This is a genomic window from Paenibacillus sp. FSL R5-0810, assembly GCF_038002285.1.
Classification (GTDB): Bacteria; Bacillota; Bacilli; order Paenibacillales; family Paenibacillaceae; genus Paenibacillus_AQ; species Paenibacillus_AQ lactis.
Genome location: NZ_JBBOCF010000001.1, coordinates 3,041,535 through 3,054,264, shown reverse-complemented (window position 1 = coordinate 3,054,264; position 12,730 = coordinate 3,041,535). Strand labels below are relative to the sequence as shown.

Here is a 12,730-nt window from a genome sequence, read left to right as displayed (position 1 = left end):
GGCTAAAATTAACGTATCGAACGACTAATAAAACACGCTGATGTAATGAATGATACATACTGAAGAGAGGGTGATCAGATGTCCTCAAGAAAAGATTTGGCGCTGGGCTTGTTCATCGTCGGGGCCGGAGTTGTCATATTCCTTGGAAAACTCGGCGTATTCGGCTTTCTAGGCCGAACGTTATGGCCGCTGATCGTGCTGCTGCCGGGCATATTTCTGCATTTTCTGTATTTCAGCCGCCGTGCGACGGCCGGCATTCTTATTCCAGGCGGGATCTTGACCGTATATGGTCTGCTGTTCCTGATCTGCAACTTTGCAGGATGGGGGCTCATGTCATCCTTGTGGCCGATCTTGATTTTGGGCGTAGGGGTCGGCTTGTTTGAATATTATTTGTTTGAAATTCCGCGGCCGGGAGGAGCGCTTCCGATTGCGCTCGGACTAACCGCGCTGTCTGTGCTTATCCTCTTCTTTACATGGCTGTCGTCTGCGGCACTCTACATTATCGCATTTTTGTTGATTGCTTCAGGCGTATGGATGATTGTCAGGCGGAATAGCTCGGGACGAAACAATAAGTGGAGTCGGGGATGGTAAGTATTATTGGAAGTTTTCTGAAAAGACTTGATTTCACCATTCGTTTCCCTATATTATTAGGAGTATGTTGAAGCGTCGGCATGTCGTCCGGCGCTTTCTTTGTGGCTCATTCGAACAGAAGGGATTTGAGATACATTTATGCAATCAAGAGATCAGATTCGCAACATTGCCATTATTGCACACGTTGACCATGGCAAAACAACACTTGTAGACCAGCTGCTGAAGCAATCCGGTATTTTCCGGGAGCATGAGACGCTGCAGGAGCGCGCGATGGACTCCAACGACCTGGAGCGCGAACGCGGGATTACCATCTTGGCCAAAAATACGGCTATCACGTATAAAGATTATCTGATCAATATTGTAGATACACCGGGACACGCCGATTTCGGCGGTGAAGTGGAACGGATCATGAAAATGGTTGACGGCGTTCTGCTCGTCGTCGATGCCTATGAAGGCTGCATGCCTCAAACCAAATTTGTGCTCGGCAAAGCGCTCGCACATAATTTGACGCCAATCGTCGTTGTTAACAAAATCGACCGTCCGGCCGCCCGTCCGGCTGAAGTTATCGATGAAGTGCTTGATCTGTTCATCGAGCTCGGCGCAAACGACGATCAACTCGATTTTCCGGTCGTTTATGCATCGGGCTTGAACGGAACCTCAAGCAAGGATCCGGACAAGCAGGATGACAATATGCTCGCCATGTACGAAACGATCATCGAGCACATTCCTTCCCCAACGGAGAAAGTGGACGAGCCGCTTCAGTTCCTCGTTACCTTGATGGATTACAACGAATACCTGGGCCGCATCGCGATTGGCCGCGTGAACCGCGGCATTATCAAGCAGGGACAATCCGTTACGGTCATCATGCGCGACGGATCAAGCAAGAATGCCCGGATCGAGAAGCTGTTCGGCTTCCAAGGCTTGAAGCGGATCGAGGTTTCGGAAGCCGGCGCAGGCGATATCGTTGCCATTGCCGGTATCAAGGATATCAACATCGGAGAGACGATCGCCGATCCTCAGCATCCGGAGGCACTGCCGGTGCTGAAAATCGATGAACCGACACTCCAAATGACATTCCTCGTGAACAACAGTCCTTTCGCCGGACGTGAAGGCAAATGGGTAACGTCCCGCAAGCTGCGCGACCGGCTGTTCAAAGAGCTTGAGACTGACGTCAGCTTGAGAGTGGAAGAAACCGACAGCCCGGATGCATATATCGTCTCCGGACGCGGTGAGCTCCATCTTGGCATCTTGATCGAGAACATGCGCCGTGAAGGCTACGAGCTTCAAGTATCCAAGCCGGAAGTTATCGTCCGCGAAATCGACGGCGTCAAAATGGAGCCGATCGAACGCTTGATGATCGACGTGCCGGAAGAAAGCATGGGTGCGGTCATGGAAAGCCTTGGAACACGCAAGGCAGAAATGGTGAATATGGTGAACAGCGGCAACGGACAGGTTCGATTGGAATTCCTGATCCCGGCCCGCGGATTGATTGGATACCGCACCCATTTCTTGACGCTGACTCGCGGCTACGGCGTGATGAACCACGCATTTGACAGCTATGGCCCGCTAGTGGGCGGCCAGGTCGGCGGACGCCACCAAGGCGTGCTCGTATCGACGGAGAACGGAACGTCGACCTTCTATGGCATGCTGTCTGTAGAAGATCGCGGAACACTGTTCCTTGAGCCGGGTACTGAAATTTATGAGGGCATGATCGTCGGGGAGCATACCCGTGACAATGACATCGTCGTTAACATCTGTAAGGAAAAGCAGCTGACGAACGTCCGCTCCGCAACGAAGGACGACACGGTGAAGCTGAAGACGCCTCGCATCTTCTCTTTGGAGCAGGCGCTCGAATATCTGAATGATGACGAATATTGCGAAATTACGCCGAAGTCTGTGCGTCTGCGGAAGAAGATCTTGAACAAGAGCGAACGCGAGCGTGCAGAAAAACATCGTAAAATGGCGCAAGCGAATCTATAATAGAGAATATGCTAAAGATTACTTGTCCTTAAAGGAGTGAGCCTGTCATGCAGGAATGGTTGGCCGCGCATCCGCTCATCTCGTATATTTTGATCTTTGTGATGATTACCTACGTGTACAACAAGGTGTTTCGGGTTAAACAGAAGCTCCCCTTGCTTAAGGAGATTCTGTTGTACTTCCTGATGCTGCTCGGATCGGCTATTCTGCTCGTGTTCCAAATCGATAAGCTGCCGATCATCCAATGTCTGCTTGTAGCGGTCGCCTTGATGTTCATGGTTCGGATACGCTATTTTGTGGAGGAACGCCAGAAGAAAAAGACGCAGGCGGAATCCAAATCGTAAAAAACGAGTGAACATTCGCGCGATTTTACGCTGATTTCGGCAACCTTTTGTCAGTCCCCGTCGTTTAATAAGAGAGAGAAGTAACCCATGGTCCGATGAATGCTCAGTCCTAAGGTCTGAGCGTTCATCGGACATTCATCTAATTTGAATGAAATCAGGTGCAATGATATGAATTCTAATCATACCAATCTCCCTCCAAGATCAAAAAGCGGGGGGAAGGGCAAGAAAACCTCTGCTCCAAAGCGAAAAAAAAGCGGTGTAAAAACATTTTTTAAAACGATTCTGATTATTTTACTGATCGCAATCCTATCCGCCGCAGGCTATGCAGGATTTTTGTTCTTTAAAGGCAATGAAGTTATCGAGAAGAGCGGAATCGACAAGCCGGTGCCTCCAGGGCAATCCGCCAAGGAAAAGCCGATCACGATGCTGCTTCTCGGAACGGACTACCGTCCGAAAACCGGAACTTATTTGACGGATGTTGTCATGGTGGTTTCGATGCATCCCGATACGAATACGGCGACGCTGGTATCGCTCCCAAGGGATACGCTCATCGAGCTTGAAGGATATGTGCCGAACAAGCTAAACTCGTATTATCCGAAGTTCAAAGCTGCCTTCAACAAGGCCGAGAAGAAGCAGCCGGGCAGCGGAATTAAGCCTGAGGATGAGATGAAGGTCATGATGAGCAAATACATGGGAGTGAACATCGATTACGTCACTGTGATCGATTTCCAGGGCTTCCGTGATATTGTTGATACCTTTGGCGGCGTTGATGTCAACGTAAAATACAATATGTGCCACAGGGACTCCGCCGATGGCACGGATATCAACCTGAAGGCAGGCCCGCAGAAGCTGGACGGCGCTAAGGCGCTGGATTATGTACGCTACCGGAAATCGATGAACTGCAACCCGAAAACCAAGGAATCCAACGATTTCGACCGCAATGCCCGTCAGAGCGAGGTGCTTCACTCCTTGCTGGACCGCATGAAGTCTTTAGGCGGGGTTACCAAGGTCGGCAACGCGCTGGATGCGGTATCGGACAATATGATCACCGATCTGGAGCAGGATCAGATCCGCAACCTGATCGCAACGTATTATGATATTAAGAAGGATGACGTACGGTTTATGCCGGTGACCGGCGAATGGCGAAGCCCGAATGTGTATATCAGTTCGGCTGAGCTCGAGAAGGCGAAGCAAGCGCTGCAGGAGGAGCTGGCCGGCAATCATAAAGCCGGGACAGCAGGGGAAGAAGGTACAACTCCTGTCTCACCGTGACAATTGAAGGCAAGTTTTACCGTGTGATATAATACAATGTAACAGATGGAGATCATTGTACAGGAGGCCTCATTTATGTCCTACCCAATGATGCACACGACACGCGCGCCGATCCGGCTTGATCAGGCTGCTGAAGCAGCTTGGGGATTTGTGCGGTCAACTTCCATCCGTATACACTCCGCAGAAGACGGCATCTGCTCCGTTTCGAAGCTCCTTCCGCCGCATGGGTCGGAATTGGATATCGAAACGGGCGGATTTTCGCTGCCGTTTCTTGAATACGCTGGCCGTTCTCCTCGATCGGCGGTTTTACTGAAGACGGGGAAGCTATGGCCATGTAAAAAGCCCAGTGGGATTTCACTGGGCTTTTTTGTATGAAAAATGTGGAGTCTTGGCGGACAAACACGGATCTGCGTCCTAGTCACGAATCGATTGCCGTCATGTAATGTCTATCTGCTGCGGTTGGTGTTTTGCGGTGCATTCCCTTGAGGACTGTTCGGCTGTACCGTGCGTCCTCCGTGATCTTGGGCATTACCGTTTCTAGGCGTGACATCTTTAGGCAGCTGCGGAATGATGCGTCCGACGATATCGGCAAGCTCGCTGGCCAGTCCGGCTATCGGGTGACCCTCCTGAATATGTCGGCCAAGATCGGCAATGCGGTTGGTAATGTCCAAATCGGCTGTAACGAGCGCGTTGGCTCCGGCAGGATCCTTCTGTAGAGCTTCGGCGACCGTGTATTTGATGGTACCCACTTCAGCACGGTCGAGATTTCCATCGACATTTAGTCCCACAACGGCCGTATTGCCCATGACCACACAATTGGCATTCTTGACGCCTGGTACACTTTCGGCCAACGCTTTCAAATGATTGGCGGTCGACGTATCCACACGCGCATTACCTTGGGTATTGTCAGCCGCGTCCCCCCTGTTCGTGATACCCGGGCCCCAGCCATCTACATTGTTGGTGGCAAGGCCTCTGTTACCATTCAAGCTTTGGGCTGTCGTGTTATTCGTCTGTCCATTCGTTTGATTACGAGGAGAGGGTGATGCATTGTTATTGGCAGTCCCGCAGCCTGCGAGAAGCACCATCGTCAGCACTAGGGATAGAGCAGCTTTCATATGAATCTGTCCTTTCGTCGTAAATTTCATTCGATTACTCCAGAGGCTAAGCTTATTATGTCCGGGACGAAATGGTTTAATGTGTACCTGATGATGAAGAAGCAGTGGAGGGATAAGATGAGTAAAATTTTTGTGCTGGATACGAACGTACTGCTGCATGATCCTCAATCCATTTATGCTTTTGAGGAGCATGAGGTCATCATTCCTGCGGTGGTTCTTGAGGAGATCGATTCGAAGAAGCGTAATGCCGATGAGATCGGCCGAAATGCCCGCACCGTGTCCCGGCTGTTGGATGGATTACGGGAACGGGGGCACCTGCATGACGGGGTGCTTCTGGAGAATGGCGGGACACTGAAGGTTGAGCTGAATCATCGCAGCTTCGTCAAGGTACAGGAACTGTTTAGTGAGGCTACCAACGACAATCGAATTTTGGCTGTCGCGTTAAATTATAAATTGGAGGAGGAACCGAAGGAGGACGGCAAGGCTGTCGTGCTCGTCAGCAAGGACGTATTGGTCCGGATCAAGGCGGATGTGCTTGGATTAACGACACAGGACTACTTGTCCGACCGGACGGCCGATCCGAGCGAATTGTTTCCCGGATATTCGACGATCAAGGTACACCCGTCGGTCATCGACGAGTTTTACAGCTACCGTTATCTTCCGATCAAACCGCTGCAGCTGCCTTATTTGTTGTACCCGCACGAATTCGTCATTTTGAAGGATGAAATGGGCTCGGCCAAGTCGGCATTGCTTCGCGTCAATGAGGATGCTACACGGCTTGAGCCGCTGCACTTGAGCAATGAACCGGTATGGGGAATAAGCGCCCGCAATGCCCAGCAGCGAATGGCGATCGAGCTGCTGCTTAACGACGATATCCCGCTCGTGACGATCACGGGGAAGGCGGGAACAGGGAAAACATTGCTGGCGCTTGCAGCCGGTCTGTCCAAAGTCGAGGATGAGCACCGATATAAAAAGCTGCTGATTGCCCGGCCTGTCGTTCCGATGGGCAAGGATATCGGTTATTTGCCCGGCGAGAAGGAAGATAAGCTGAGACCTTGGATGCAGCCGATATATGATAATCTGGAATTTTTGTTCGATACCAAGAAATCGGGCGATATCGATAAAATACTCATGGGGCTCGGCAGTATTCAGGTCGAAGCGTTGACTTACATTCGCGGCCGGTCCATTCCAGGGCAATTCATTATTGTGGATGAAGCGCAAAACTTATCGCGGCACGAAGTCAAGACCATTGTGTCTAGGGCCGGAGAAGGAAGCAAAGTCATTCTTATGGGAGATCCGGAGCAGATCGATCATCCGTATCTGGATGCGGTGAGCAATGGCCTGACCTATGTGGTAGAGCGGTTTAAGCAGGAGCGCCTGAGCGGTCATATCACATTAACGAAGGGCGAGCGTTCCAAGCTGGCCCAACTGGCGGCAGATTTGCTGTAGCTGATATTTCCCGAGAAATAAAGAAAAAGGGAACAAACGGCATCTCATATTTGAAAAAGGGGCGGTTCGGAAATCTTTATCATTTCCGGACCGTCTTTTCTAATATCTTCCGCAGCACTTGGGTGCGGTGCAAGAAGGGATCCCTCACTCTTGCTTGTATTGGGTTCATGCCGTATAGAGACTCCGGGGCAGTGAGCTTGCTTAATGCGTTCTGCATTCACTTGACAACATACTATACAGCTGCGCAGGGTACGGTTTCGTATAGTTCTATCTGTCTGTTCTTGCAAACCGGTGGTATAATCTATAAATGAGATAGGACAAGAGCACTAGAGGTTTGGTAAAATAAGGGCAAGTGGCTAAAGGAGTGAAGTGGGGATATGAAACGGAAAAAATATTGGTTCCTCTTTGCGGTCTTATTATTGTCTTTATCCAGTTTATCTCCCAGCTTCGACTTCACTCATTATACCAAGCGGGAGCCGCCCGGAGATGAGCCGATTCCGCCCGAACAGCGGCCGGAAACGCCGGAAGCCGACCAGGGCCCGATTCAGGTCGGTGTTCAGTTAAGCGGCGCCGAGCTGAGGAAGCTGAATGAGCTGAACGAACAGTTTATGCAGGAGTACGGCGCCGAGGTTAAGATAGTTCCTCTGGAATCGAATGATCCAGACGGGGAGGAATCCCTGGATTCCTTTATGATGCAGTTAAGCCTGGGAGAAGGGCCGGATATCCTTTTGACAGATTCGCATTATATAAAAGCGCTTGCAATGAACGGTTATTTGCTCCCGGTCGATGCCTCCCAAGCGGTTATGCCGGACGGCGAGGCCTTGAATGGCCTGCTCACGCCGCTGCAGTGGAACGGATACCAATGGGGCTTGCCTTTCGACATCGATCCCTATGTCATGGTCTGGAACGGGCAAGGGAAGGACGAACCCTCCAAGAAGCTGCCCCGAAGCCGGAAAGAATGGAAAGAATATTTCGGCGTACATACATCCGGTGCGGTGCTGTCCTTTGACTTAAGGGACCCCTACGCCTTTGCAGCTGCGGTTCACCTCATGGAAGGAGATCCGTCCAGTCCGGATCGGGATGTTCTGGACTTGCTGCTGCGGGGCATCAGACCTGCTTCGGAGTCAATGAGCGGCGAGCAGCAGGTTCCCGGGGAAAATTCGGAACCGAGTGACGAGCCGGGAACCGTTCAGATCGGGCCCTATTCAGCCTTTGTCGATCAAGACACCGACGGTAGGACTCTTGCTCTCGCGATGGGGAATAATCATCCAAAGTCCCCTGTCGTTCGCACACGATGTCTTGCCGTTGCGGCCCAAACGGAATCTTCCGCACTCGCCATGAAATGGATAACGTACATGACGGAAAAAGAGCAGCAGCGCGAATGGAGCAAGTCGGCAGGAACGCTGCCTGTTTTGTCAGAGCTTTACGTGACCAGCAGTCACTTGCTTCATGACCAAGGCATCTGGCAAAAGGCCGCCGTTCCGGTTCAGCTGCTGCTTGCGGAGAACGAAGCTTCGGTGCTCGATTTTGGGGAGCCGGTGAACTTCCAGGCCTATGCCGAATCGGCCCGGAGCCTGTTGAGCGGAGAAATAACCATGGAGAAGTACCTGGAGCTGCATCCTCCTGAGGCGAAGTGAAACGCATAATTAGGATCAGCACGTCAAACAGCTGCCCGGAACGTTAGATTGCGAATGTTCCGGGCAGCTGTTTTTTTGTTCATCCTATGTAGTGGATAATAGAGGCGTCAATCTAATGGCAGTTAATCCATACAGCCTTAAAGATGATAGTGACCGGGGGGCGGGACTATCGGTACTGCGCTTAATTGCAGTGGTTTCTTAAGTTAAACAAGCTATAGCAAGCTATAAATCCAGCTCCATCGTAACCATGAGCCTCTGATTGGCGCTTGAAACCTCTGTTGCTTTCAGAAAGGACACCAGCTGTTTCGGATAGAAGTTCATGTCGAATTCTTCCTGGAGCGCCTGGCGCGTTGTGTCCGGCAGCTCGATCCGGTTGAATACAAGCTTGTCGACATGGAACATAATGGCGTTCTGCGGATCTTCGACAACCGTATACCGGCCTTCGATCAAAAGGGATAAATTGCCGCTTTCTCCGGATGCAATCACTTTGCCGTCATTGAAATGAAATGCGAACGAGTTGAAGAGCTCGTCCTCGGACCGGAGGAAGGCATTAAGCTCATCTTCATGAATGTTTATCGTATACACTTTCCCGTTTGTCTTCAATATGTTCTTGCTGCCCTGAACGAAATCCGGAAGATTCTCCATTGCGTTTGCCAGGGCCCGGAAATGGCGTTTCACCTCGTAGAGGCCGACGTTCTCCCAATATAAAGTAAACTCCTCAATCAGCTTTTTCATGGCTTCAGGATTGCTGCTTGTCGATACGGCGCTGTCCACCTGCTTCTCCAGCGCAAGCACACGTTCCCGCTGCCTGACCAGATTATCCTTCACTTCAACAAGCGCCGACGCATTCCGAGCAGCCTCAGCCTTGGAGGAGGCAAGCTCCTGGTATTGGTTCTTATAGGCCGTTAACACGTCCCGGTCATTCTGAATGATCAAATCGTAAAAATCCAGTACACGGAAAAACCCGGCCAAGCTTTTAGCAGATAACAGCATGTAATATAACTGCTCGCGCTCGCCCATGTAATAGGAACGCAGCACAGCTCCGGCGCGCTCCTGGCGGTCACGAATCGTCAGCTCCAATTCTCCGATCTTCCCTTGAAGCTCGTCCTGCAGCGCTTCAAGCTCCACAATCCGGCTCGAAATCCGGGAAATCTCCTCATCGATCTCGACAATGGACAGACTGTCCTGCAAGATGCGGCGCGCCTCTTCCGAGTCCGGCATGACGGGGCTTGCATCCTGCTCGGAGTAAACCGCTGGAGTAAACATGAAACAGAACAACAGAAGCAGCGTGAGCATGAACGGGAGGATCGGCGTTTTTAATCGTTCAATCAACAGGAGTCCTCCTTGAATGGTTGTTTAGACGAAAGGAATCCGTCCGCTGTCCCTTCATTGTTAACCAATATATGATGATGACGTTATAAATATCAACCTTTTGGAAACTGAAAAAAAACGACCCGCAGCAAATGCTCCGGATCGCTTTTTTTTAAAGACACTGTTCACGAATCGCAAGGAAACCATCCGCACCCGTCCGCTTAGCCGGGTTGTCCAAGTTCAAGCGCCAGCGGGAGCGGATATTCGCCTGCTTGGTTTGTTGGCATTCATTAGAGCGGCTTGCCCATAACGAAGACCGTCCAGTAGCTGAAGCCTGTGAAGGTCACGATCATATAAGCCCAGAAGAGAAGAATATAGGTTCTCTCCGTGAATTTCAAATATCCCAGGATCACGAAAAATGCCGTCTGCAGGAAGAACAGCAGAGCCATTTCAATAAGATCACCGGCGAAGGCCATCAACCCGATCGTTAGGGTAAAAAAGCCCAGCACTCGAAACATCCGTGCCACGATATATCCTCCTCTCGTATGTACGCACATAATGCCGCTATTCCCATTATAGCGTTACGGGAAAATGGTGTAAACGCCTAACTCAAGAAAAACCTGCTTTATTTTTATTATGTGCCGAGAAGGTCCCGAAATAATCAGGAAGTTTTTCTAAGGTTTCGCACCATTTCCCCGCTTAAGCGTATGATCTGTATTCAAAATGGAAATACATTTTAGTATCAAATAGATTCTATGAACTCTATGAGAGGCATAGGAATGAATTAAGCAGTTTTTATACCCTATTCAGCAGCCGATTTACGGTATTGAAGACGGTTATTTTAGGATGTCGTTAGGAGGGTTTTATGGTATGTCAGCAGTAAGACAGGATGCTTGGAGCGCAGAGGATGATCTGATTTTAGCGGAGGTGACCCTGCGCCATATTCGGGAGGGCAGCACCCAATTGGCTGCCTTTGAGGAAGTAGGGGAGCGGATCGGCCGCACTTCGGCCGCCTGCGGATTTCGATGGAACAGCTGTGTGCGCAAAAAATACGAGGAAGCAATCAGCTTGGCGAAATCCCAGCGCCAGAAAAGAAGTTATTATAAGAAGCAGTCGCCGCTTAGCGGCCCGCAGGTTGCAGGCGTAGCTGCCCAGGAACTGGAACAGGATGCCTATAAAAACGACGGAGCCACGGAAGAAACGCTGTCCATTGATGCCGTCATCCGTTTCCTTCGTCAATGGAAGGGCGGGTTGCAGGAAAGCTCACGCCAGTATAAGCTGCTGGAGAAAAATCTGCGCGAGAAAGAGGAAGAGCTTGCAAGACTTCGCAGCGAGAATGAGCGTCTCTTGAAGGAAGTCAGTGAAGTGAAAACCGATTACCATGTCGTCAATGATGACTATAAGGCGCTGATCCAGATCATGGATCGGGCGCGAAGACTGGCTTTCCTGAATGAAGAGGACGAGGAGCTGAAAACTCGCTTCAAAATGGACGCCAACGGAAATCTGGAACGAATCGAATAGAAACAGGCTAGACATCCAGTGCCTAGCAGCCGTAACCCGCATTAGTGCATTTCATGCGCTTTGGCGGGTTATTTGTGCGTATATGAATTCTTTCTGATATATACTAGAGCTAGTACAGCATTTTGTTATTTCTAGCGATGATGGAGGTAAGGATGAACATACATATTTTGGGGGCCGGTTCCTTGGGCCTGTTATATGCCGCCAAGCTTGCGGCAGCCGGAAATGACATCACATTATGGTGCCGCGGCGCTCAGCAGGCGGAGAGAATCGGGACAGAGGGGATATCATTGGATAATACGGCCGGCGAACGGACGCTGGTCCAGCCGGACCGGATCAAGGCGTATCCGCTGTCTGCCTTTGCGGCTCGGGGCGGGGCGGAAGGAGCAGATGTTCTTTTTCTTATGTTAAAACAGCAGGGCATCGAGGATATGGCAAAGCAAGTGCTTCTTCCGTTCGGGCATGCGAAACGCCGGTTGATTTGCTTTCAAAACGGAACAGGCCATATGGAGCTTCTTAACCGCTACCTTCCGGCCTGGGAGCTTTACGCAGCGATAACGACGGAGGGCGCCAAGCGTACGGGTCCGGCCTCGGTGCTTCATGCAGGACATGGAACGACGACGATCGGGAGGCTGCCTCAAGCTGAGGGGTCCAGTGGGCAGGAGCAGGAAGACGAAGCCGAAATCGAGCTGGTGAAACAGCTTAACCGTGCAGGATTCGAGTCGTTTTTGTCGAAAGAAATGGAAGAGATGATCTACCGGAAGCTGCTCATGAATGCTGTCATCAATCCGCTGACGGCTTTGTGGCGGGTTCGAAACGGAGAGCTGCTGGCCTCGCCGCAGCGGGTGGCGATCATGAGGGCGCTTTACGATGAAGGAATGGCGGTATATAAGGCGGGTAATATCCCGTGCGGGAGCCATTTATGGGAGCAGATCGAGCAAGTCTGCCGGTCTACCTCGGACAACACCTCCTCGATGCTGAAGGATGTTCTCGAGGGACGCACGACGGAAGCGGCCTGGATTAACGGAAGTATCGTCCGCATGGGCAGAAGATATAGAGTAGCTACACCACACCACGAGCTCATTTTACAGCTTATTGAGGGAATGACTATATAGGAGGTACGATAGTATGGGTTTCTTGAACAATCTGCTCTTTTGGTTGAGTGTAATTCCATTCATTCCGTTTTTCCTGGTATACTTCATCGTCATTCGAAAGGGGAACAGCCGTAAGCAGGCGATTGAGCTCGCCATGGATGTGACGACCTTCTTTTTGATATTCTCGGTTTCGGCTTTGTTTAACATTATATTCCAGTCAAAATTTGGTTTTTATCTGGTTTTGCTCCTGCTGCTCATTGCGGCAGGGTTGATCGGGAGTGCGCAAAACCGCTGGAAGGGCCGGGTCAATGGGAAGAGACTCGTCAGGGCGGTGTGGCGCCTGGGGTTTGTCGCCTTAAGCGCTGGATACTTACTTTTTACATTTTTTGGACTGCTTACATACATAATTAAGGTTACATAGG

Annotated in this window: 13 protein-coding genes; 10 read left to right on the top strand and 3 right to left on the bottom strand. The window is 50.8% G+C overall.

The genetic code is table 11. The features are described 5' to 3' along the window. Positions 1-78 precede the first annotated feature (78 nt). The 5 genes from MKX76_RS13895 (at position 79) to MKX76_RS13875 (ending at position 4,559) form a co-directional block, all read left to right on the top strand. On the top strand, positions 79-591 hold the full coding sequence (locus tag MKX76_RS13895; RefSeq protein WP_028404311.1) for a hypothetical protein: 513 nt from the start codon (positions 79-81) through the stop codon (positions 589-591). 138 nt (positions 592-729) lie between these two features. Then, positions 730-2,571: a translational GTPase TypA gene (gene typA, locus MKX76_RS13890; protein ID WP_007129439.1), complete on the top strand. Its 1,842-nt coding sequence runs from the start codon at positions 730-732 to the stop codon at positions 2,569-2,571. A 47-nt stretch (positions 2,572-2,618) separates the two neighbouring features. Beyond that, positions 2,619-2,912, top strand: a complete 294-nt coding sequence (locus MKX76_RS13885) for a YlaH-like family protein (RefSeq protein WP_007129440.1) — start codon at positions 2,619-2,621, stop codon at positions 2,910-2,912. 168 nt (positions 2,913-3,080) lie between these two features. After that, positions 3,081-4,184 (top strand): LCP family protein, encoded by a 1,104-nt coding sequence (locus MKX76_RS13880; protein WP_007129441.1) that lies wholly within the window; start codon positions 3,081-3,083, stop codon positions 4,182-4,184. 75 nt (positions 4,185-4,259) lie between these two features. Continuing rightward, positions 4,260-4,559 carry a hypothetical protein gene (locus MKX76_RS13875; RefSeq protein WP_007129442.1) on the top strand — a complete coding sequence of 100 codons (300 nt, stop codon included), beginning with the start codon at positions 4,260-4,262 and terminating at the stop codon, positions 4,557-4,559. Between the two features lie 71 nt (positions 4,560-4,630). Here the strand turns inward: MKX76_RS13875 and MKX76_RS13870 are convergent, their stop codons facing one another. Continuing rightward, complete coding sequence (locus tag MKX76_RS13870) at positions 4,631-5,329, bottom strand: YhcN/YlaJ family sporulation lipoprotein (RefSeq protein ID WP_007129443.1); 699 nt, start codon at positions 5,327-5,329, stop codon at positions 4,631-4,633. An 87-nt stretch (positions 5,330-5,416) separates the two neighbouring features. Between MKX76_RS13870 and MKX76_RS13865 the strand changes: the two genes are divergently transcribed. Both MKX76_RS13865 and MKX76_RS13860 read left to right on the top strand, forming a co-directional pair. Further along, on the top strand, positions 5,417-6,748 hold the full coding sequence (locus MKX76_RS13865; RefSeq protein WP_040738501.1) for a PhoH family protein: 1,332 nt from the start codon (positions 5,417-5,419) through the stop codon (positions 6,746-6,748). A gap of 377 nt (positions 6,749-7,125) precedes the next feature. Next, on the top strand, positions 7,126-8,385 hold the full coding sequence (locus MKX76_RS13860; protein WP_210095265.1) for an extracellular solute-binding protein: 1,260 nt from the start codon (positions 7,126-7,128) through the stop codon (positions 8,383-8,385). A gap of 222 nt (positions 8,386-8,607) precedes the next feature. On the opposite strand, the gene MKX76_RS13855 is transcribed toward MKX76_RS13860, so the two are convergent. Then, on the bottom strand, positions 8,608-9,717 hold the full coding sequence (locus MKX76_RS13855) for a coiled-coil domain-containing protein (protein ID WP_341033983.1): 1,110 nt from the start codon (positions 9,715-9,717) through the stop codon (positions 8,608-8,610). Positions 9,718-9,986: 269 nt separating this feature from the next. Next, positions 9,987-10,223, bottom strand: coding sequence for a DUF2626 domain-containing protein (locus MKX76_RS13850; RefSeq protein ID WP_007129447.1), 237 nt, complete (start codon positions 10,221-10,223; stop codon positions 9,987-9,989). A 343-nt stretch (positions 10,224-10,566) separates the two neighbouring features. Here MKX76_RS13850 and MKX76_RS13845 point away from each other — a divergent pair, with 343 nt between their 5' ends. From MKX76_RS13845 to MKX76_RS13835, 3 genes are all read left to right on the top strand, one after another. After that, positions 10,567-11,217 carry an RsfA family transcriptional regulator gene (locus tag MKX76_RS13845; RefSeq protein WP_007129448.1) on the top strand — a complete coding sequence of 217 codons (651 nt, stop codon included), beginning with the start codon at positions 10,567-10,569 and terminating at the stop codon, positions 11,215-11,217. 152 nt (positions 11,218-11,369) lie between these two features. Beyond that, on the top strand, positions 11,370-12,329 hold the full coding sequence (locus tag MKX76_RS13840; protein WP_210095267.1) for a ketopantoate reductase family protein: 960 nt from the start codon (positions 11,370-11,372) through the stop codon (positions 12,327-12,329). 13 nt (positions 12,330-12,342) lie between these two features. Then, positions 12,343-12,729 carry a DUF3397 domain-containing protein gene (locus tag MKX76_RS13835; RefSeq protein WP_007129450.1) on the top strand — a complete coding sequence of 129 codons (387 nt, stop codon included), beginning with the start codon at positions 12,343-12,345 and terminating at the stop codon, positions 12,727-12,729. Position 12,730: the final 1 nt, after the last annotated feature.